Below are 17,934 nucleotides of genomic sequence, written 5' to 3'. Positions count from 1 at the left end.
GGATAACTCTGGGGATGAAATTATCGTGGATCCAATATATACAGCTGTTTCGGGGCTGAAACACAACTGTTCAATTTTCGTACACCTGTAAAAAAATCGGAAAAACAGGTATTTGCGATCAAATGAGAACGGCTCCGCAAATTTGCCTCTAAGCAGATGCGGAACAGATCCCGTTGTGCATAAGCATTCAGCCAAAACAACATAAACGACCTGCGAAACCTCAACTATCTTTGCCAAACGCCAGAATCGCCTGGCGTTCAAACAGCAAGGAGCTGGCAAAAACATGAGCACATTGAACAGTGCACAGGAAGCCGTCGATACCGTCGCCAACCAAGCCATTGATGCTGCGCTGCAGCAAACTTTCGCGGTGGGTGGCGCCATCATCAACAACGCAACGGGCGAAGTCATCGCCGCGCTGCACAACAACGTGCTGATGCCTTTCCCCGGCAGTGGCACCACTTACTTTCTACCTCATGACCCGACCGCTCACGGCGAGCGACAATTGGTGGACTGGTACTACGAAAACGTCGCGCCATTGAACCTGCCACCGCCCAATCAGTTGACTGTCGTCACCACGCTAGACCCGTGCGCCATGTGCGCCGGTTCGCTGCTGACTGCAGGATTTAACGTCGCCGTCAGTGCGATCGATGATTACGCAGGCATCAACTACAACAGCCAGTTCACCTTTCCGTCGCTGCCGCCGCAGATCCGCCAACAGGCGCAGAACACCTGGGGTTATTACGCGATTGCAGCACCCGTCAGCCGGGCTTATCAGGGCTCGACCAGCCCGGTGTTCGGCGGCCAGACCATCGACTCGGCGGCTTACTTCCTCACCAGCTCGATCTTCTCCGCCAGCGTCAACACCGTGCGCGAGGCCAGCAACAACAGCGGTCTGCCACCGGATCAACTGCAAAACCCGGCCAACCTGCCGGCCAACAGCAAAGTGCGCCAGGCACTGACGGCGCTCAGCCCGTTTGCGCTGACCGTGCAATCGGCGAACCCACGCGACCCCGGCGCAGAACTCGCCCCGCCACTACTGAAAACCGCGCAGCAAAGCACGGTGTTCAACTCGGTAGCCCTCATCGATCCGTTCGGCAACCTGCTGGTGTGTCTGGGAGGCGTCGAGAACCAGTCGCCAATTCGTACAGCGTTCATGGAAACCACCCGCAATTACGCAGTCATGCGCTGGACCCTGATGAACGACCCCGACCCGGCGGTTCGCGCCCAGGCCGAGCAATACCTGACGCATCCAAAGTACGGCACCTTCGTCTTCCTCTACGCCCCCGACCCCACCACCCCACAGGCCGTGATGACCTTCGGCGCGTACGGTTCGACCATGGAAGGCCCCGTGCCGCAGAGCTATCCGTCCAACCTCCAATACGTGCTGCTGCCGGGCAAGACCACCGCCCAAGCGTTGTCGACACTGGCCCAGAACCTGCCGCCGTTCTACACGCAAAGCGTGCAAGTAGCGCCTGCGCAAGTGCTGAGTCAGGACTTGATTCAAGCAGTCAAAAACGGCGTGTAATGCTTCACAGGCCAGCCTCGCAGAAGCGTCCGCGAGGCTGGTCTGACACCCGCGCAAAAATAGTCTGAATTCAGGGGTTTACAGAACCAACCCAATCGCTATAATCGTCGCCCTAACACGCCGGTATAGCTCAGTTGGTAGAGCAACTGACTTGTAATCAGTAGGTCCCGGGTTCGACTCCTGGTGCCGGCACCATACAAAACAAAGCCCTCGTAGAAATACGAGGGCTTTGTTGTTTCCGGGTTTTGGAAATCAACTCCCTGGACGTCGCCAGATTGCCGCGACAAGACCATTGTCCTCGACAGTGCCTGTACGCCCACCCGTTACAATTTCACGTCAGTGCAACGTTGACGGGCTCTCACGCCTACCTATAATGCACCCCAACACACCCGCCAAGCCTAGGTTGACTCAGTCAGCAAGCTCAAATCGTGCGGGTTTTTTTTGCCTGGAGAAAAGCTACATGAGGCCCTTTGACAAACCGGCTCTCAGCGTAGAACAGCAATTGGAACTGCTAAAGCAACGAGGCCTACAAGTCGCCAACGACGACAGGGCCATGCGCTTCCTCGAAGTGGTCACGCTGTTTCGTCTGAGCCCCTATATGCGTCCCTTTCAGGAACAAGGGCCGGATCACACCTTCAAGTCGGATAGCACCCTGAAAGCTGTAGTCGACATTTATCGGTTCGATGGCTCTTTGCGGCGCATAACCATGGATGCCATTGAGCGGGTCGAAGTTGCCATACGAGCAACCATCAGTAACCACATGTGCCCCAAATATGGACCCGATTGGATTGCTGATGCTTCCGTATTCTCCTCGTCCTACTCGCATTGCGAGCTACTACGTCCCCTTCGCGAGCAACTGAGCAAAGAACGAAAAAAATTCGGACGTGAGATTGATCGCATCAAAAGAGGCCGACAGGAAGATGGGCTTCAGCAACAGAGGATCGAAAACCGTATGCGCGATAACTATTTTCGGTACTACGGCGCGACCTATGCCCTCCCTGAACTACCTCCCGCATGGGCGATTCTTGAAGAACTCAGCCTCGGAACGGTATCCACCCTCTTTAATGCCATCGGCAGAAGTGCCGACAAGAAAGCTATTGCGGCCAGATTCAGCTTGCCATTCGATGTACTGGCTTCTTGGCTCCACACCCTGACCTTCATACGAAACTGCTGTGCACACCACTCGCGACTATGGAACAGAGAACTCTCAATTCGACCTTCGCTTCCGAAAGAGTGGAATATCCCAAACGCAGCAGCCGACAGACCTCAGCCGAAGCAACGGCTTTATATTGTATTGACGATACTCGCATATCTAACCGACTTGATAAGTCCAGACAGCCTTTGGAAGCCTCGTCTCGAAGAAATCATGGACCATCTGGAATCAACGAACTTGAGCCTTATGGGCTTTCCAAGTGCTTGGAAACGTCAACCGCAATGGCTCCTCGAATAAAAATACGGTACGACAAAAAAGCCCTCGTAGAAATACGAGGGCTATGTTGTTTCTGGCATTTGGATAAGCAGTCTTAGTGACCCGCGCTCTGCCCACCATCAACGTGCAGGATCTCGCCGGTGACAAAGTTGGCGCTGTCCAGATACACAACCGCCTGCGCTATGTCACTGATCTCGCCCATGTGCCCAACCGGGTGCAAATTCCCCAGCGCTTCATGAGTTTCCTCGCCATGCATCGGAGTCTTGATGATGCCCGGGGAAACCGCATTCACCCGAATCCCGCGCTTGGCGTACTCGATGGCCAGGGACTTGGTTGCCGCATTCAAACCACCTTTAGTCAACGAAGCCAGTACCGACGGCACACCGTCGATGGCGTGGTCCACCAGGCTGGTGGTGATGTTGACGACGTGGCCGCTGCCTTGTTTTTCCATCTCGGTGATCGCGAGTTGGGTGATGTAGAAGAAACCGTTCAGGTTCACCGACAGCACTGCGGCGTAGTCTTCCGGGGTGTAAGCGGTGAACGGCTTGGCAACGAAGATCCCGGCGTTGTTGACCAGGGTGTCGATGCGGCCAAAACGTGCGATGGCTTCACGGATGACTTGCTGGGCGACTTCCGGGTTGCCGATGTCGCCCGCCACGGTGAGGATGTCCGGGTCGGTGGACGGCTGGATCGAACGCGAAGTGGCGACAACTTTGTAATCCAGATCGCGGAAGGCTTTGACCATGCCGGCGCCGAGGCCTTGGGATGCGCCAGTGATAACGATGACTTTTTTCGAATTGCTCATGATGAACCTCAACTAATAAATGATGGTTTGAAAAAGTAAGTAATCAGGCTTCGGCGGGGGCCTTCGCCATTTGTCTCAACATCTGTTCGTAGTACTCGACCGACTGCGAACCGGACACCAGGTGACGACCGTTCAGCACCATGGCCGGGACCGAATTGATGCCGCGCTGGCGGTAAAACGCTTCAAGCTCACGCACTTCGCTGGCAAACGCTCCGGACGCCAACACCTCTTGAGCAGCCGTCGCATCCAGTCCCGCTTCAGCAGCCAGACCTACCAGCGTCTCGCGATCGCTCGGGTTCTGGCCGTCGGTGAAATAAGCGCGCAACAGGATTTTCTTCAGAGCGACCTGCCGCCCTTCCTGCAACGCCCACATCAACAACCGGTGAGCATCAAAGGTGTTGTAGAAGTGACTGCGCTTCTCCAGGTCGAACTTGAAGCCGATGGCCTCACCGCGAGCGATCTGCATCGCCTTGCCGGCTGCGACGTCTTCGGCGGTTCGTCCATATTTGCGCATCAAATGCTCGACCGCTTTTTCGCCGACTGCCGGCATGTCCGGGTTCAACTCGAAGGGCTTGTAGGTCAGCTCCACCGAGACTTCACCGGCCACGTTCTCGATCGCCTGCTCCAGCGCCGTCGCGCCCAAGGCGCACCACGGGCACACCACGTCGGAGATGAAATCGATGGAGACGGTCGCGGTCATGACTGCCCCTCCGCCTCTGCCAGTTGCCTGCGGTACTGGGTGGTGGTGATCCCGGCGTAACCCCAGTTATCGGTGTCGACTTCTTCGATCACGATGTGGGTCAGGTGCGGATCCTTGTTGAGAACGCGTTCCAGGGTTTCAGTGATTTCGGCGATCACCTGAGCTTTCTGCTCAGAGGTAACGCCATCGCGGGTGATGCGTACGCTTACGAAAGGCATGAGGAATCTCCAAGTGACCTTCCCTTCGGAATGAATGGGTAGGCGTTGGAGCTCAATGTAGGGAGTTAGCTGGAGGGGATAAAGGTGGGGGCGGGAACATCATTAGTTACTTGGTGTAATGAGTTACATCTCGCAGACACAATACGTTTGCATCAAAAACGATCAATCGACTAGCCTGTATTTATCGCAAATTTTAGATAACTAAAAGGAGGGAGACGTTAATGGCAGTTCAATTTTTCGACAGCCCATTCCATGCCACGCATGACAGCGAAGTCGCTAGCAAAAAAGCGTTGAAGATGGAGTTATCCATATTCATCACTGACTACATCAAAACCCTGGGCCTCAAACAAAGTGAGGCTGCAGCCAGGTTGAACGTGACCCAATCACGCGTCTCAGAACTCACCACTGGCAAGATCGAGAAATTTACGATCGATGCAATGATGGACATGCTGGATAAACTCGGCTTTCGAACGACTTTTACGTTGCCATCCAATGATGCCGGGGCTTTGCCTCAGATCGTAATTTCACAAGCTAACGCCTGCTAGACGGTGTGCGATTTTGCAGTAGGACTTAGCCCCTTCTGATGTAGTCCATCTTGTTACGTGTCGCTTTTTTTCACTTTCAGCGACACGTTATTAGAACGTGTCGCTGGAGACGACATAGGCGAGTCGATGCGTTCCTTCGTTAACGGCCTCCCCTCAGCGATTGGAAGCGCTTGGCTCTCATTCATTTCGCGTACAGACTCCAGCAAATCCTTTTGAAACTTATCCAATTCAATGTCCATTCCTGACGTCTCCTTCAGCAAGTCGACAAGGCCTCGGCAAGCCTTTTTCAAATTATGAAAATTATGGCTGGGCAATATTATTGCCCAGCCATAAAAATCACTAAAACGCTCCCCCACGCCACCACCTAGCCACGATTGCGCATCCTTCCCCCTCAAGCTACCTTCAACCCGTCGCTGCCAATTCAGCGACCGGGCCTGATAACCCGAGTAAGATACAGGCGCACAAGCGCCCATAATCACGAGTGTTGGCGTTTTTTTATGCCTGCATTTCCGTGTAATGGCGGCTGTGCGTGGGAGACCTTCGGGTCTGCCGGGTTCCTGTATCTCCGGTTTATCAGCCCGCGCATAGCTGCCACCCATTCGCCTGATAACGAACGTGGTAGCTCTAACTTTGATTCAGGAGTTTTTGCTAATGCCCGCTATCGATCCGTCCAAAATTTGCGTTCCCGTTTCACTGGTTATCACCCACCACCGCCCAAAAACCGGAGGTGTCCAATGACCAACCCCCAAGACCTGAAAACCATCGGCCTCACCCCTTTCTCCTACCACGGCAACCAACCACTGTTCCGCATCAACGCCGGCGTCCCGGTCATCCAGGCCCTCTCCCACGCCTCCGACCTGCTCCACATCGCCAAACTTCTCGCATCTGACGCCGCCATGGTTCGTGACACCGACCGGCATGCCTGGGCGTCGCATTTTTTGCAGGATATGAGTAAGGCGATCATCGATGACGTAGCGAAGGTGCTCGATGCACCGGGTAACAATCGTAACCAGTGACGTCGTCACATAGAGCCAAGCCGCACGCGTAAAAAAGCCCCGATCAATCGGGGCTTTTTGCGTTTCGACTCACACACATTAGCCTGCGTAATGCTTGAATTCGTTGCTGTCGCGAATGAGTAATTGCATCAGTTTCGGATGAATAAAAAGCTTCTCCTTACCCACCTGAACCTCTTCCAAAACTCCAATCATCACCAGCTCTTTCAGGTGACGAGACGCAGCCTGGCGCTGAGCAATTTTCTTCTCGACAACGTTGCTGATACGACAGTAAGGCTGCTCAAAAATGACATCGACCAGTTCACGCGTATAGGTCTTCGGCAGTTGTTCACGAACAAACTGAGTGGTGTGTTCGGACAATGCACGAATGGCCGCAATCTTGGCCGTCGTCCAGCGAGCGGTTTCTTCTACAGCGCTTAGCATGAACAACAACCATGGTTCCCAAGCCTGTTTAGTCGTGACTTCCAGTAAGTGTCGGTAGTAATCGGCTCGGTAGGCAATGATGTAACGACTGAGGTAGAGGATAGGCAGGTTCAGCAGGCCTTCCTGGATCAAAAACAAAGTATTTATGACCCGTCCGGTGCGGCCGTTACCATCGATAAATGGATGGATTGCCTCAAATTGATAATGCCCGACTGCCATACGAACGAGGGGATCGAGATCGGTTTCGTTGTGCAGAAAGCGTTCCCAGTTGGCGAGGAGGTTACGCAAGTGTTCCTCACCCTCGGGCGGGGTGTAGATGACTTCGCCGGTACGGTCATTCGCGAGCTGTGTGCCCGGCGTGCGGCGGATGTCCAACTTCACGCCTTTTAGCGTGCGGCAAATTTCTACAGCAGTGTTGGTGGACAGCGGCCGCTCCGTCAGGGATTGAAAGCCTTGATTCAGCGCTGTTCTATAACGTAACGCTTCCTTGGTCGCCGGATCCGCATGGTTTTCAGTGTCTTGAGCATGCTGGAACAATAAGTCCGTGGTGGTGACGATGCTTTCTATTTCCGAACTGTCTTTTGCTTCCAGCAACGGAATTGTATTGATCAGGACCGTCTGATTCGGAATCAACTCTGCGGCCTGTTTCAACTCGGCCAACGCGGTACGTGCCTCTATACACTTTTTGAGGACTGCACGCGTTTCCAGCTCGATTCCTGGTGGTAGCAGCGGCAGTTGGTTGTATGGCCTGTCAGCCTGCCATGGCAGCAACGGTTCGGTCATGAATGCGATCCTGATCATTTTGTATGTTTTTTGAGCAGAGAGAGGCTTTACTCATGTCGCCAGTGTAGACATGAGGCCATAACGTGTCGCAATTTTTCACTTTTTGCGACACGTCTGAGAAACATGTCGCCGCGGACGACATGTTGGCGACACGTGTTACCGAAATTGAATTTTCGCGACATGACCTCGTTTGGAGTTTCCCGAATCAATGGGGCTTTCCAGTTTCCGGCTCACACCTCGCTGACCTCAAACACAAACGAAATCTTCCGGCTGCTCGCACTCCACACATATCGAATGTGCTTGCCTTGCTTCGGAATAGACACGGCCGGCGGGCGAAACGCAGCGACACATTCATGCCCAGGCAGGCGAACGCTGTTGTAAAGCAGCCCCCACGACAAGGTTTCACGCAGTTGCCGGGCAAACGCCTGTGACGGCCCGTAAGCGTCAGGATCCGGGTTGTGCAGCTCGGGGTAATGTTGGCGAACGTCGTGCATCGGTTTAACGACTTTGTTGACGTAGGTGCGCAGGGTCAACTCGATGTCCGGTTCGTTGGTCGCGGCGAGGAAGCGTTCCTGGTGATAACTCGTTTCGGCGATGGCGGCGGCCTGGCTGCTGGCGGCGTAGTAGACGCCGTAGGTGCCGTCGGTGAAGCGGCTGGTTTTGCCGATGTGGGTGAACGCGGCCATGACCGGTGATGAGCCGGGGCCGGAGATTCGGTCTTCGGGCAGCACGCGGGAGAGCACGCCGGCTTCTTGCACCAACCGGTCGTTGGTCAGGGCTTCCAGGGCGTAGGCGGTTTGCAGGTCTTCGGGGTCGAGCACGTCTTCAAACAGGGTGATCGGGGGGAACGCGCTGTTGATCATCCGGTAAGCACGGTTCCACTCAGGGAGCGCTACTTCCGGGGCCATCAGCCGCGGACGCCATCGAGGTAGCGACGCACGTCAGCGATGTCCACCACCCGGCCGGCGAGCATATAGCTCAATGCGGATTGACCATTGAACGGGGCGGCGGTGTTCGGACTGCTGACCCATTTGTAGGCGCGGTCGCGGTTGTTGCTGAAGATGATGCTCAGGGCTTTGTGGATGCCCATCAGGTAGGAGATGCGCTCCAGCGTGTCGTGGGGGAGACGCACATTGGGCGGCAAGTGTTTGTATTTATAGAAGGTGGTGTTGCCGACCTTGCCCAGCAGCGTGCGCTGTTCTTCGGCGGTGCAGCCCCAACGCTCCATCAGGTTAAAGAAGAACTTGAGCGCCACGCGGCCGGCTTCCGGTGTGTCGAGTTCTTGGGGAGCAGTGCGGACGGGGGATGAAGTGGCCATTGGAAAGACTCCTTCAGGCAAAGGGTTGTGCCTTCAGAGTAGTACAGATCCGAACATATTTTTAATCTTTGTTCGCTTGCGGATTTTCTAAGGCTTTTCGACGATCACGGTTTCCACGGTGATTTGCTTGATCGCATGAAACGGCGCCAGTGCCGCTTCATCGGCCGTAGCACCGGTAATCAACCGCCATTCCCGCTCAATCGGCGTCCAATGCTGTTGCCGCGCGCGCCCCAATTTATCGGTATCCGCCAGCACCACAATCTGCGCCGCCCGTTTGATGATGCATTCCTTGAGATACGCCTGCTGCGCGCTCGCTTCGCACAAACCGAACTCGGCAACCACGCCGTCAGCACCGAGGAAGGCTTTGTCGACACTCAACCGACTCAACGTCAGCTCCGCCAACGGCCCCAACGTGCTCATGCTCGAACCGCGCAAATCGCCGCCGATCAAGGTCAACCGCACGCCCGGCGCATTGGCCAGGGTCATGACGGCCAGCAGGTTGTTGGTGACCACATGCACGTCTTGTCGCGAGCACAAATGATGGGCCAGCGCGGCGCAGGTGGTGCCGCCGTCGAGCAACACCGTATCGCCGTCCTGGACGTGAGCCGCGGCCGCCTGGGCGATGGCGTCTTTCTGCTCCCACTGGCTGGTCTTGCGCTCTTCCAGCGAAGCTTCCGGCTCATGAACGCCAACCACTGCAGTCGCGCCGCCATAAGTGCGCACCAGGTGCCGCTGTTTGGCGAGCATGGTCAGGTCGCGCCGCACCGTCGCCTCCGAGACCCCGAGCGCCGCGCTCAATTGCTCGACGTTGGCATCGCCAATACGCACGAGATCGAGGATGGCGCGGTGGCGTTCGGATGCTTTCATGGCGGGTCTCGTTGTGTGGACGGTGGTCGATCTTACACGACAGCGTCCCTGCGACTCATCCCCGTCGCGTGGCAAGCTCCGCCCCTTGGCGCAACGCTTCGAGCAGGCTGCGTTCATCGGCGATGCCCTTGCCAGCGATATCGAAGGCAGTGCCGTGGTCAACCGACGTACGGATCACGTCCAGGCCGACAGTCACGTTCACGCCCGCTTCTAGCCCCAGCACTTTGACCGGGCCGTGGCCTTGGTCGTGATACATCGCCACCACCAGATCGAAGTCGCCGCGTCCGGCGCGGAAGAACAGCGTGTCGGCGGGCAGCGGGCCCGTCACGTCGAGGCCGCGCTCCTGCAACAGCTTCACCGCAGGAATGATCTTTTCCTCTTCTTCGCCATAGCCGAACAAACCGTTTTCGCCGGCATGGGGATTGATCCCGCACACGCCAATACGCGGTTTGGCGATACCGGCCTTGATCAGCGTCGCGTTGCCGCGCTCGATCGTGCGCTGGACCAGGCCCGGCTCGATCTTGCGGATCGCGTCGATGATGCCGATGTGGGTCGTGACGTGAATCACCCGCAATTGCGGCGCCACCAGCATCATGGAAACCTCGTCGACGTTGGTCAGGTGCGCGAGCATTTCGGTATGGCCCGGGTACTTGTGGCCGCCGGCGTGCAGCGCTTCTTTGTTCAGCGGCGCGGTGCAGATCGCATCAATCTGGCTGGCCTCGGCGAGTTTCACCGCGCGGGCGATGTATTGATAAGCCGCGTCACCGGCGATCGGCGACAGCTCACCGAACGGCAGGTCGTCGGGGATAAGGTCGAGGTCGATGCAGTCAATGGTGCCGGCCTCGTACAACGCCTGGGAGGCGTCCTCGATGCGGCGCACTTTGGCGCTGCCGCCGACGATGACATTGGCCTGCTCAAGACGACGGGCATCGCCGATCACCAGCGGCCGGCATTGTTGGTAGACGACGTCATGAGTCAGGCTCTTGACGATGATTTCCGGACCGACGCCCGTGGCGTCGCCCATGGTGATGCCGATGACGGGGAGGTAGTTGCTCATAATATTCATTCGAGTCCTTGGATTCGTGTGCGTTTGGGCGGGGAGCGGTCGGCGCTGTCGCTCAGGTGTTGCCATGCCGCATACAACGCGTGATCGCTGCCGAACGCGCCCGCCTTGGTAACAATTCCGGGACGATGGCCCTGCCGGGAAACGGTCGGTCGCGCGAAGGCGACGCCAGCTTCGATTTCCGTCAGCAGTTGCAGGCTGTCGATCCCTACGGTGGTCAATATGGCCCGCGCCGTTTCGCCGCCCGTGGCGATCAGGCCGCCGACCTTGGAGAAATGCGGTTCTACCAACACGGCCAACATGGTCGAGAGTTGCGCGCCCTCCTGGGGATCGAACGCCTCATCGCGACCGATGCGCAGTAGCAGGTCGCTGCAGCCGTCCAGCTGCTCGCCGATGCGCGCCTGCCAGATCGCCCAATCGCCATGTGTTGTGCCCTGGCGAAGGACTTCAGGCGGGACGACCAATTCGCTGACCCCGCCACGCTCCTTGAGCAGTGCGCATTGCCGCTCGCAGACGCCGGAGAGGCTGCCGACGAGTATCAGAATCGGCGCCTGACTTTTTTCGACGGCATCGGGTTCGATGGCTGCGAAGCGTGTTTCGCAGAAATCGGGAAGGCTGGCTATTTCCCGAGCAAGGCCACCCGAACCGATCCAGAACAACGGCTGGTCCATCGACGCGGTCAGGCGAGCGAGGGTAAGCAGGTCGTCTTCAGTTTGCGCATCGACGATCAACGCCTGCGTGCCGCTGCGGGCGACTTCGGCAATGTGCTGCGCGAGCGCATTTTCGTTGCCGCGCAAGGTATCGAGGTCCAACTTCGCGGTGCTCAGGCCTGCGGCGACAAGCATTGCCTCGACATCGGCCGGGCGGTCGGCGTTTTCCAGTTTCCAGGTATCGGTGGTTTCCAGTGGCTGGTCGTTCACGAACACCCGGCCGCCGCGCAACGTACGACCTGTAGCGGGAAACGCCGGGGCGACGATGGCCAGGCCCACCAACGGTTGCAGGGCGGCGACTTCAGCCGCCCAGTTGCCGCGCAAGGTCGAATCGATTTTCTTGTACAGCCGCTGCCCGGGCTGATGCAGTGCCTTGAACGCGGCGACGGTGCGCTCGGCGGCCTGCGCCGGTGAGAGGCGCCGAGTGTCCGTATCGGCGGCAATCACCTGAGCGTCAGCCTTGTCATTCAAAGGGTCGAGCGTCACGACCGTTTGCATTCCCGCGCTGGCAAAGCCGATGGCGCAATCTGCCGCACCCGACAGATCGTCTGCGATGATCAGCATCCTCATCGCAATGCCTCCTGCTTTTGAGGTTCAATCTCCGACTCAGGATTGACGATGGAGTTGCGCTGTTGCACGCGCTTGGCGACGGCGGCGGTGAGTAGCGGCGCGAGAATCGCGGTGACCACGACGCAGGCAGCCACCAGAATGGTCGCGCTTTTCGCTGCTTCGGCGTACACCGGATTGGCCGCCGCAATCAGTGCTGGCACGGCGGCGGCATTCCCGGCGGTAGTGGCCGCGGCGACACCGGCGACGCCAGTGCCACCGGTCAAACGGTCAGCGAAGAACAGCGGGATACCGGTCAGCACGACAACCGCAACACCCATGCCGAGACCCAACAAACCGGCCTGCCAGACGTTATGCAAGTCCAGGCTGGCGCCAAGTGCCAGGGCAAAGAACGGGATCATGACCGGGACAGCCTTGGCCAGAAAATCGCGCATGTCACGGTCGAGATTGCCCAACAGCATGCCGAGCGCCAGTGGCAGGATGCTGCCCACCAGCGTCGGCCAGGGGAATGCCGACAGGCCGGCGATGCCCAGAGTGACCATCGTCAGAAAAGGACCGGACTCCAGCGACATGACCGAATAGGCGCCGACGTCTTCGGAGCGACCGTACTGCCCCATCAGCGCCATGTACAAACCGCCGTTGGTGTCGTTCATCGCGGCGACCACTGCCAGCGTTGAAATGCCGGCGAAGAGGCCTGACGAAATCGGCTGCTCGCCCAGGAAGTGCCCAAGCACAATACCGATGAGGACGGCGATGCCGACTTTCGTCGCGAGCAGCGTGCCACCCTTCTTGAGCAGGTAAGGCGTGGCCTTGATGTTGATGCTTGCGCCCATGCAGACATAGAACACCGCGAGGATCGGTAGCGCCCCGGTGAACAGTGCATTGGTGAATGAGCCGAAAAACTTGGGCGTGTCGGGCAGGAAGGTTGCCACCAGCGAGCCAATCAGCAGGGGCACGATCATCATGCCGCCCGGTATGCGCTCAATGGTGCGTTTGATAGGAAATTGGGCCACGAGGGTCTCCTTTTATAATTGTTGGGTAAGACGTGCATCACCTCGAAACTGACTGAACCGATCATTTAATGATTGTTTCAGTCAGATTTATCTTAGGCCTTCGGTTTAACTTGCGCAAACCAATCATTCAAATGATCGTTTCGATCATTCCTGGCGGAACATCCGGGCTGTGACGGGCGGCTCGAATCGCCAGGTGGCGCAAGCCAGAGCCCTGCTGCGCCCACAAAAAAGCCCCGAACCAGTCGGGGCTTTTCCTTTCTCAGCCTTGCATCAGGCCTCGATGGCGCAACCGATCATCAGAAAATGTTGATCGGGTAATCCACGAACACACGCACTTCGTTACCGCTGGAGTTGTACTCACTCGATTTCTGCGAGACACGCAGGATCGAGCTGCGCAGTTTCACGCTCAGGTCTTTGGCCGGGCCACTTTGCACGACGTATTTGATCTGGTTGAAGATTTCGCGCTCGGTACCGCCTTCGCTGGTGGAGGTGGTGATGTTGTCGCCGCGCACGTAGGCGAAGTTGTAGCTCAGGCCTGGAACACCGAAGGTGCTGAAGTCCAGGCCGTAACCCAGCTGCCAGCTGCGTTCGTCTTCGGCGTTGAAGTCGGACCAGTAGGAGTTCGCCAGGTAGATGGTGTTGCCGCCGTCGCCGACGCGACCTTGATCCTTCTGGTAGCCACCGTAGGGGTAGCCCAGGTTGCTGTCGCCGGTGCTGCGCTGGTGAGCGAGCGTGAACGAGTGCGCGCCGGTGGCGAATGTGGCGGCCAGGCTCCAGATCTTATTGTCGTCGCCGGTCGCACCGCTTTCGCGTACGTAGGATTCGTCCAGCTTGGTGCGGTAGCCGTTGAAGTCCAGGGTCAGGGACTGATCCTTGTCGATCGGGAACACGTAGTTGGCGTTCACGTATTGCTTCTTCAACACGTCTTCGACGTCGGAGGCGTACAGCGCAGCCTTGAACTGTTCGGTGAACTGGTAACTACCGCCCAACACGTTGATCGACTTCAGGCCACCGCTGTCACGGCCTTCAGCGCTTTTGCGCGATTCGGCAGTGAAGCGACCGGCGTTCAGCTCCAGGCCTTTGATCTCCTTGGAGGTGATCAGCGTGCCGGTGTAGCTTTCCGGCAGCAGACGCCCGTTGTCGTAGCTCAACACCGGCAGGACTGGCATCTGGTCGCCGTAGGTCAGAACGGTGCTGGATACGCGGAATTTTACCACGCCACCGGCTTTGGCCAGGTCGCCGGCCGGGTTACCGCTGTCGCCTTCCTTGAAGAAGTCGATGCCTTGGCCGCCGCTGTGGCTACCACGGTCCAGACGCAAGCCGTACAGACCGAAGGCATCAACGCCCACGCCGACGGTGCCTTGGGTGAAGCCCGAGGTGTAGGTGCCGATGGCAGCCTGACCCCATTCACGCTGGTCGTCGTTGCCGTCTTTTTTGTCGCGATTGATGTAGGCATTGCGCAGCAGCACTTTGAGGCTGCTGTCTTCAACAAAACCCTTGGATTCGGCCTGGTCGTTAGCCATGACCTGTGTAGCGCTCAACATCCCCAGAGCGATCAGGCTGATTCGCTTGTTCAACATTTTGTTCTTTTCCTTATGACCGGTTGATACGCGCTGTGTCGAACGGCTGAAACGGCGCTATCGCACTCTTTTTTCACCCCAAACAAAAAGGCCCGCGCACGAAGAAATCGTGGCGGGCCTTTTTGTTATTTTATGAGTCATGGCGGTTAGCCACAGGCGTGGGCGAATCCTAGCCGCGCCCTTAACGATGTGTCAATTTCATGAATCGTCTGTAAATAGGCGAAAAACGTCTAAGAAATCACTTGTCGACGTCAATGGGCGCAGCCGTCGAGGCCACAGGCTTGAAGCTCCGATGACGACGCTTGTGCGGGAAGCGACTGACTCAGCCATGCCGCGAAGGCTTGCGGCTTGCCGAGCCACGTGCCGATATCGATCAGGGTGAATTGGCCGTTGTGTTCCAGGGCGAAGGTCGGGAAACCCTGGCCGCCGACTTCGGCCAAGCGTGCTCGACTGTCCTTGATGTGCCGATCGGTTTCAGCTTCTTTGAAAGCAGCCTGGAACGCTTGAGGTTCCAGACCAATGTCTTTCGCGAGTTCTAACAACACAGCTTCATCGGCAATGCGTCGACCTTCCTCGTAGTGAGCACTTTGCAAACGCCCCAGCAACTCCAGTCCACGGCCGGCGATCTGCTCGGCGGCCAGCACCGCGGCAATTGGCGGTGCGGAATCGAACACCGCTGTCTCATCGCGCAGCAATCCTTCGAAATACGCCTCGCCGAACGGCTGGCCGGTGTACTCGGCGATGCGCCGGTCGTGGGGTATCACGTAGTTGCGCAGTTGTGGCGAGACGGTCTGGCGGTTGGCACCGGTCATCATGCCGCCGCCGTGGGCGATCACCGGCAACACAGCCTGAGCGGCTTGCACCAGCGGTTTTGCGCCATAGCACCAGCCGCATAACGGGTCGTAAATGTAGTGAAGGATCATGGGAAGACTCCGGCAAAAGCGTAGGAAAACGAGATGCCGGCAGATTAGTCCTCCGCCCGTTTCTGAAAAACGCTGCAATGGCTTTCAGTCTGTTTCATGAATCGGTCAAATGACCTCACCGCCCCACTGTAGCCATCTCGACACAATTCGAAATAATCAAACAGCGAAACCTTTCAAGAATAATTAACGGAAGTAAATAGCAAGCATTACCATTCGCACCCTCGAATTTCTCCACCCTTTCGGATGCGCTTCAGATGCCTGCCCCCTTTCGCCTCACGCCCGTGACCCTTGGGCTTTCTGCATTTCTCTCTGCCGGTTTTGCCTGCGCCGCCGCTACCGTTTTACCCGAGACATCGATCAGCGCCGAAGCTGAAGCCGATGACCCGCGCGTGAAAGAAACCAGCACCGCGACCCGCACCGCCACGCCGGTGCGCTACGTTCCACAAGCCATCGACTCGATTAAAACCGCGAACGTCGTGGATTACGGCACCAACGATCTGGGCACCGCGTTGAGCGGCATCCCCAACGTCAGCAGCGGCGCCGACACCCGCTTCGACAGCCTGCGCATCCGCGGTTTCGACGCCAGCAACGACTTCTACCTCGACGGCATCCGTGACGACAGCCAATACGTGCGCGATTTGCACAACATCGAACGCATCGAAGTCCTCAAAGGTCCGGCCGCTGTTTTGTATGGCCGTGGCAGTCAGGGCGGGATCGTCAATCGGGTCAGCAAGCTGCCTGAATTCGGTCGCCGCTCGACCCTCGAGGCCCAGGGCGGCAGCGATGATTTGCGCAGCCTCTACGCCGACCTCAGCACCGACCCAAGCGAGAACATCAGCCTGCGCCTGAACATGGGCAACATGGATCAAAACAGCTTCCGCGACGGCGTGAGCGGCAATCGCCAACTGTTCGCTCCGTCGATGAGCTGGCAACTGACGCCGGACCTGAACTGGCTGGTGCAGTACGAATACAGCCGCTACAACCGTACGCCGGATCGCGGCATCCCCGGTGTAAACGGACGCCCGGCGGACGTAGGACGGGATACGACCTACGGCAGCGAGCACGATTTCATCGACGACAAGTCGCAATCCCTGCGCTCGAAACTCAGTTATGAGCTCAGCGACAACTGGCAGCTGCGCCACACCCTGGGCGTGTTCAAGCTCAACAGCGATTTCGACAACACCTACCTGACCGGTTACACCCCGGCGACCAACAAGGTCACGCGCCAGCACTGGCAACAGGACCTGACCACCCGCAACGTCTACAACAACGTTGAGCTGGAAGGCGGTTTCGACACGTTCGGCCTTGAGCATCGTTTGCTGACCGGCATCGAAATCGGCAGCCAGCGGCGCGACCCTACGTTGTACAACGCGGCCACCGGACGCGGGACTCAGCCCGTACCGGCACTGGACCTGTACAACCCCGACCGCAATTTGCGCCATACCGGACGGATGCAAGTGTCCAGCAGCACTCACACCGAAGTCGAAAGCCGTGCGGTGTACGTGCAGGATCAACTGCGTCTGAACGATCAATGGCAACTGCTGGCCGGCTTGCGTTACGACACCTTCGACATCGAGTCGACCAACAAGCTGCGGGACATTTCCGAAGATCGCGACAGCCATAGCACCAGCCCGCGTGTAGGACTGGTGTGGACACCGCTGCAGAATCATTCCTTCTACGCCTCCTGGACCAAGACCTTTTCCCCGGTCGGCGGTGGTTTGATCGGTATCACGCCGGGCGCTGCCGGCAACAGCAACGACCTGAGTCCCGAGCTGACCAAGCAAAAGGAAATCGGTGTGAAGAGCGACTGGCTCGATGACCGCCTGAGCACCACGTTGGCGATCTACGAACTGGAACTCTACAACCGCCGAACCAGCGATCCCAACGATCCGACCGTCACCTTGATGACCGGCGTGCAACGTTCCCGCGGGATCGAGCTGACTGGCACCGGCAAAATCGCCGGCAACTGGTACGTACGCGGTGGCGTGGGTGTGCAGGACGCGACGGTCGAGAAGGACAACAACGGTTTTGAAGGCAAACGCATCAGCAACGTGGCCAAGCATAACGGCAGCCTGTTCCTGACCTGGAAACCGGAAATGGGCTGGTACGCCGAAACCGGTCTGACCCTGGTGGGCCAGCGTTATGCCGACAACCTCAACACCACCGTGCTGCCGGGTTATGGCCGTTGGGATGCATTGGCCGGGTTCCGGCAGAAGGATTGGGATTTGCGCGCGGCGCTGAACAACATCAGCGACAAGACCTACTACTCGTCGGCCACCAGCGCGGCGCAGATTCAGCCGGGAGAACCGCGCAGCCTGGTCGTGACCGGGACCTACAGTTTCTAAACACCGCAAAACCCTGTGGGAGCGAGCTTGCTCGCGATGGCGGCCGGGCAGTCAACATCGATGTCGACTGATCCACCGCCATCGCGAGCAAGCTCCCTCCCACATTG

General features: G+C 57.8%; 18 protein-coding genes and 1 tRNA gene. 6 read left to right on the top strand and 13 right to left on the bottom strand.

The window, feature by feature from the left end; genetic code table 11:
- Positions 1-283 precede the first annotated feature (283 nt).
- The 3 genes from ACA056_RS01340 (at position 284) to ACA056_RS01330 (ending at position 2,975) form a co-directional block, all read left to right on the top strand.
- Positions 284-1,525 carry a nucleoside deaminase gene (locus ACA056_RS01340; protein ID WP_497269939.1) on the top strand — a complete coding sequence of 414 codons (1,242 nt, stop codon included), beginning with the start codon at positions 284-286 and terminating at the stop codon, positions 1,523-1,525.
- 119 nt (positions 1,526-1,644) lie between these two features.
- A tRNA-Thr gene (locus tag ACA056_RS01335) sits at positions 1,645-1,720 on the top strand.
- A gap of 265 nt (positions 1,721-1,985) precedes the next feature.
- Positions 1,986-2,975, top strand: coding sequence for an Abi family protein (locus tag ACA056_RS01330; protein ID WP_497269937.1), 990 nt, complete (start codon positions 1,986-1,988; stop codon positions 2,973-2,975).
- A gap of 73 nt (positions 2,976-3,048) precedes the next feature.
- Here the strand turns inward: ACA056_RS01330 and ACA056_RS01325 are convergent, their stop codons facing one another.
- Genes ACA056_RS01325 through ACA056_RS01315 form a run of 3 tightly spaced genes read right to left on the bottom strand, consistent with a single transcriptional unit; the run spans position 3,049 to position 4,677 of the window.
- Positions 3,049-3,759, bottom strand: coding sequence for an SDR family NAD(P)-dependent oxidoreductase (locus tag ACA056_RS01325; protein WP_497269935.1), 711 nt, complete (start codon positions 3,757-3,759; stop codon positions 3,049-3,051).
- 43 nt (positions 3,760-3,802) lie between these two features.
- A complete protein-coding gene (locus tag ACA056_RS01320) occupies positions 3,803-4,459 on the bottom strand; it encodes a DsbA family oxidoreductase (protein WP_497269933.1) in 657 nt (218 codons plus the stop codon).
- Positions 4,456-4,677: a tautomerase family protein gene (locus ACA056_RS01315; protein ID WP_497269931.1), complete on the bottom strand. Its 222-nt coding sequence runs from the start codon at positions 4,675-4,677 to the stop codon at positions 4,456-4,458. The genes ACA056_RS01320 and ACA056_RS01315 overlap by 4 nt, the downstream gene beginning before the upstream one ends.
- A 221-nt stretch (positions 4,678-4,898) precedes the next feature.
- On the opposite strand from ACA056_RS01315, the gene ACA056_RS01310 reads away from it, so the two are divergent.
- The gene (locus ACA056_RS01310) at positions 4,899-5,222 is read left to right on the top strand and encodes a helix-turn-helix domain-containing protein (RefSeq protein ID WP_462003575.1); all 324 of its coding nucleotides are present in this window, start codon (positions 4,899-4,901) and stop codon (positions 5,220-5,222) included.
- A 53-nt stretch (positions 5,223-5,275) separates the two neighbouring features.
- On the opposite strand, the gene ACA056_RS01305 is transcribed toward ACA056_RS01310, so the two are convergent.
- Positions 5,276-5,461, bottom strand: coding sequence for a hypothetical protein (locus ACA056_RS01305; protein WP_497269929.1), 186 nt, complete (start codon positions 5,459-5,461; stop codon positions 5,276-5,278).
- Positions 5,462-5,956: 495 nt separating this feature from the next.
- Between ACA056_RS01305 and ACA056_RS01300 the strand changes: the two genes are divergently transcribed.
- A complete protein-coding gene (locus ACA056_RS01300; RefSeq protein ID WP_140894119.1) occupies positions 5,957-6,238 on the top strand; it encodes a DUF3077 domain-containing protein in 282 nt (93 codons plus the stop codon).
- 78 nt (positions 6,239-6,316) lie between these two features.
- Here the strand turns inward: ACA056_RS01300 and fic are convergent, their stop codons facing one another.
- From fic to ACA056_RS01255, 9 genes are all read right to left on the bottom strand, one after another.
- A complete protein-coding gene (fic, locus tag ACA056_RS01295) occupies positions 6,317-7,441 on the bottom strand; it encodes a protein adenylyltransferase Fic (RefSeq protein ID WP_102614979.1) in 1,125 nt (374 codons plus the stop codon).
- Between the two features lie 230 nt (positions 7,442-7,671).
- Positions 7,672-8,349 (bottom strand): RES family NAD+ phosphorylase, encoded by a 678-nt coding sequence (locus ACA056_RS01290; RefSeq protein ID WP_497269926.1) that lies wholly within the window; start codon positions 8,347-8,349, stop codon positions 7,672-7,674.
- Positions 8,349-8,759 (bottom strand): MbcA/ParS/Xre antitoxin family protein, encoded by a 411-nt coding sequence (locus tag ACA056_RS01285; RefSeq protein WP_033058347.1) that lies wholly within the window; start codon positions 8,757-8,759, stop codon positions 8,349-8,351. The genes ACA056_RS01290 and ACA056_RS01285 overlap by 1 nt, the downstream gene beginning before the upstream one ends.
- Positions 8,760-8,846: 87 nt before the next feature.
- Positions 8,847-9,626, bottom strand: coding sequence for a DeoR/GlpR family DNA-binding transcription regulator (locus ACA056_RS01280; protein ID WP_497269924.1), 780 nt, complete (start codon positions 9,624-9,626; stop codon positions 8,847-8,849).
- A gap of 55 nt (positions 9,627-9,681) precedes the next feature.
- Complete coding sequence (pdxA, locus tag ACA056_RS01275) at positions 9,682-10,683, bottom strand: 4-hydroxythreonine-4-phosphate dehydrogenase PdxA (protein ID WP_497273473.1); 1,002 nt, start codon at positions 10,681-10,683, stop codon at positions 9,682-9,684.
- Positions 10,684-10,688: 5 nt separating this feature from the next.
- Positions 10,689-11,969 carry a four-carbon acid sugar kinase family protein gene (locus tag ACA056_RS01270; protein WP_497269922.1) on the bottom strand — a complete coding sequence of 427 codons (1,281 nt, stop codon included), beginning with the start codon at positions 11,967-11,969 and terminating at the stop codon, positions 10,689-10,691.
- On the bottom strand, positions 11,966-12,979 hold the full coding sequence (locus ACA056_RS01265; protein ID WP_497269920.1) for a 2-keto-3-deoxygluconate permease: 1,014 nt from the start codon (positions 12,977-12,979) through the stop codon (positions 11,966-11,968). Before ACA056_RS01265 ends, ACA056_RS01270 begins: the two co-directional genes overlap by 4 nt.
- A gap of 296 nt (positions 12,980-13,275) precedes the next feature.
- A complete protein-coding gene (locus tag ACA056_RS01260) occupies positions 13,276-14,559 on the bottom strand; it encodes an OprD family porin (RefSeq protein ID WP_497269918.1) in 1,284 nt (427 codons plus the stop codon).
- A gap of 251 nt (positions 14,560-14,810) precedes the next feature.
- On the bottom strand, positions 14,811-15,482 hold the full coding sequence (locus ACA056_RS01255) for a DsbA family protein (RefSeq protein WP_497269916.1): 672 nt from the start codon (positions 15,480-15,482) through the stop codon (positions 14,811-14,813).
- Positions 15,483-15,736: 254 nt separating this feature from the next.
- Here ACA056_RS01255 and ACA056_RS01250 point away from each other — a divergent pair, with 254 nt between their 5' ends.
- Positions 15,737-17,827 (top strand): TonB-dependent receptor, encoded by a 2,091-nt coding sequence (locus ACA056_RS01250; protein ID WP_497269914.1) that lies wholly within the window; start codon positions 15,737-15,739, stop codon positions 17,825-17,827.
- Positions 17,828-17,934: the final 107 nt, after the last annotated feature.

Source organism: Pseudomonas sp. LBUM1666, assembly GCF_059695775.1.
Note: the sequence above shows the minus strand (reverse complement) of the source record. Positions and strands in the feature narration are given on the sequence as shown.

Coding starts and splice junctions, on each gene's coding strand:
- ACA056_RS01340 (WP_497269939.1), top strand. CDS start 284: ATGAGCACATTGAACAGTGCACAGGAAGCCGTCGATACCGTCGCCAAC.
- ACA056_RS01330 (WP_497269937.1), top strand. CDS start 1,986: ATGAGGCCCTTTGACAAACCGGCTCTCAGCGTAGAACAGCAATTGGAA.
- ACA056_RS01325 (WP_497269935.1), bottom strand. CDS start 3,759: ATGAGCAATTCGAAAAAAGTCATCGTTATCACTGGCGCATCCCAAGGC.
- ACA056_RS01320 (WP_497269933.1), bottom strand. CDS start 4,459: ATGACCGCGACCGTCTCCATCGATTTCATCTCCGACGTGGTGTGCCCG.
- ACA056_RS01315 (WP_497269931.1), bottom strand. CDS start 4,677: ATGCCTTTCGTAAGCGTACGCATCACCCGCGATGGCGTTACCTCTGAG.
- ACA056_RS01310 (WP_462003575.1), top strand. CDS start 4,899: ATGGCAGTTCAATTTTTCGACAGCCCATTCCATGCCACGCATGACAGC.
- ACA056_RS01305 (WP_497269929.1), bottom strand. CDS start 5,461: ATGGACATTGAATTGGATAAGTTTCAAAAGGATTTGCTGGAGTCTGTA.
- ACA056_RS01300 (WP_140894119.1), top strand. CDS start 5,957: ATGACCAACCCCCAAGACCTGAAAACCATCGGCCTCACCCCTTTCTCC.
- fic (WP_102614979.1), bottom strand. CDS start 7,441: ATGACCGAACCGTTGCTGCCATGGCAGGCTGACAGGCCATACAACCAA.
- ACA056_RS01290 (WP_497269926.1), bottom strand. CDS start 8,349: ATGGCCCCGGAAGTAGCGCTCCCTGAGTGGAACCGTGCTTACCGGATG.
- ACA056_RS01285 (WP_033058347.1), bottom strand. CDS start 8,759: ATGGCCACTTCATCCCCCGTCCGCACTGCTCCCCAAGAACTCGACACA.
- ACA056_RS01280 (WP_497269924.1), bottom strand. CDS start 9,626: ATGAAAGCATCCGAACGCCACCGCGCCATCCTCGATCTCGTGCGTATT.
- pdxA (WP_497273473.1), bottom strand. CDS start 10,683: ATGAGCAACTACCTCCCCGTCATCGGCATCACCATGGGCGACGCCACG.
- ACA056_RS01270 (WP_497269922.1), bottom strand. CDS start 11,969: ATGAGGATGCTGATCATCGCAGACGATCTGTCGGGTGCGGCAGATTGC.
- ACA056_RS01260 (WP_497269918.1), bottom strand. CDS start 14,559: ATGTTGAACAAGCGAATCAGCCTGATCGCTCTGGGGATGTTGAGCGCT.
- ACA056_RS01255 (WP_497269916.1), bottom strand. CDS start 15,482: ATGATCCTTCACTACATTTACGACCCGTTATGCGGCTGGTGCTATGGC.
- ACA056_RS01250 (WP_497269914.1), top strand. CDS start 15,737: ATGCCTGCCCCCTTTCGCCTCACGCCCGTGACCCTTGGGCTTTCTGCA.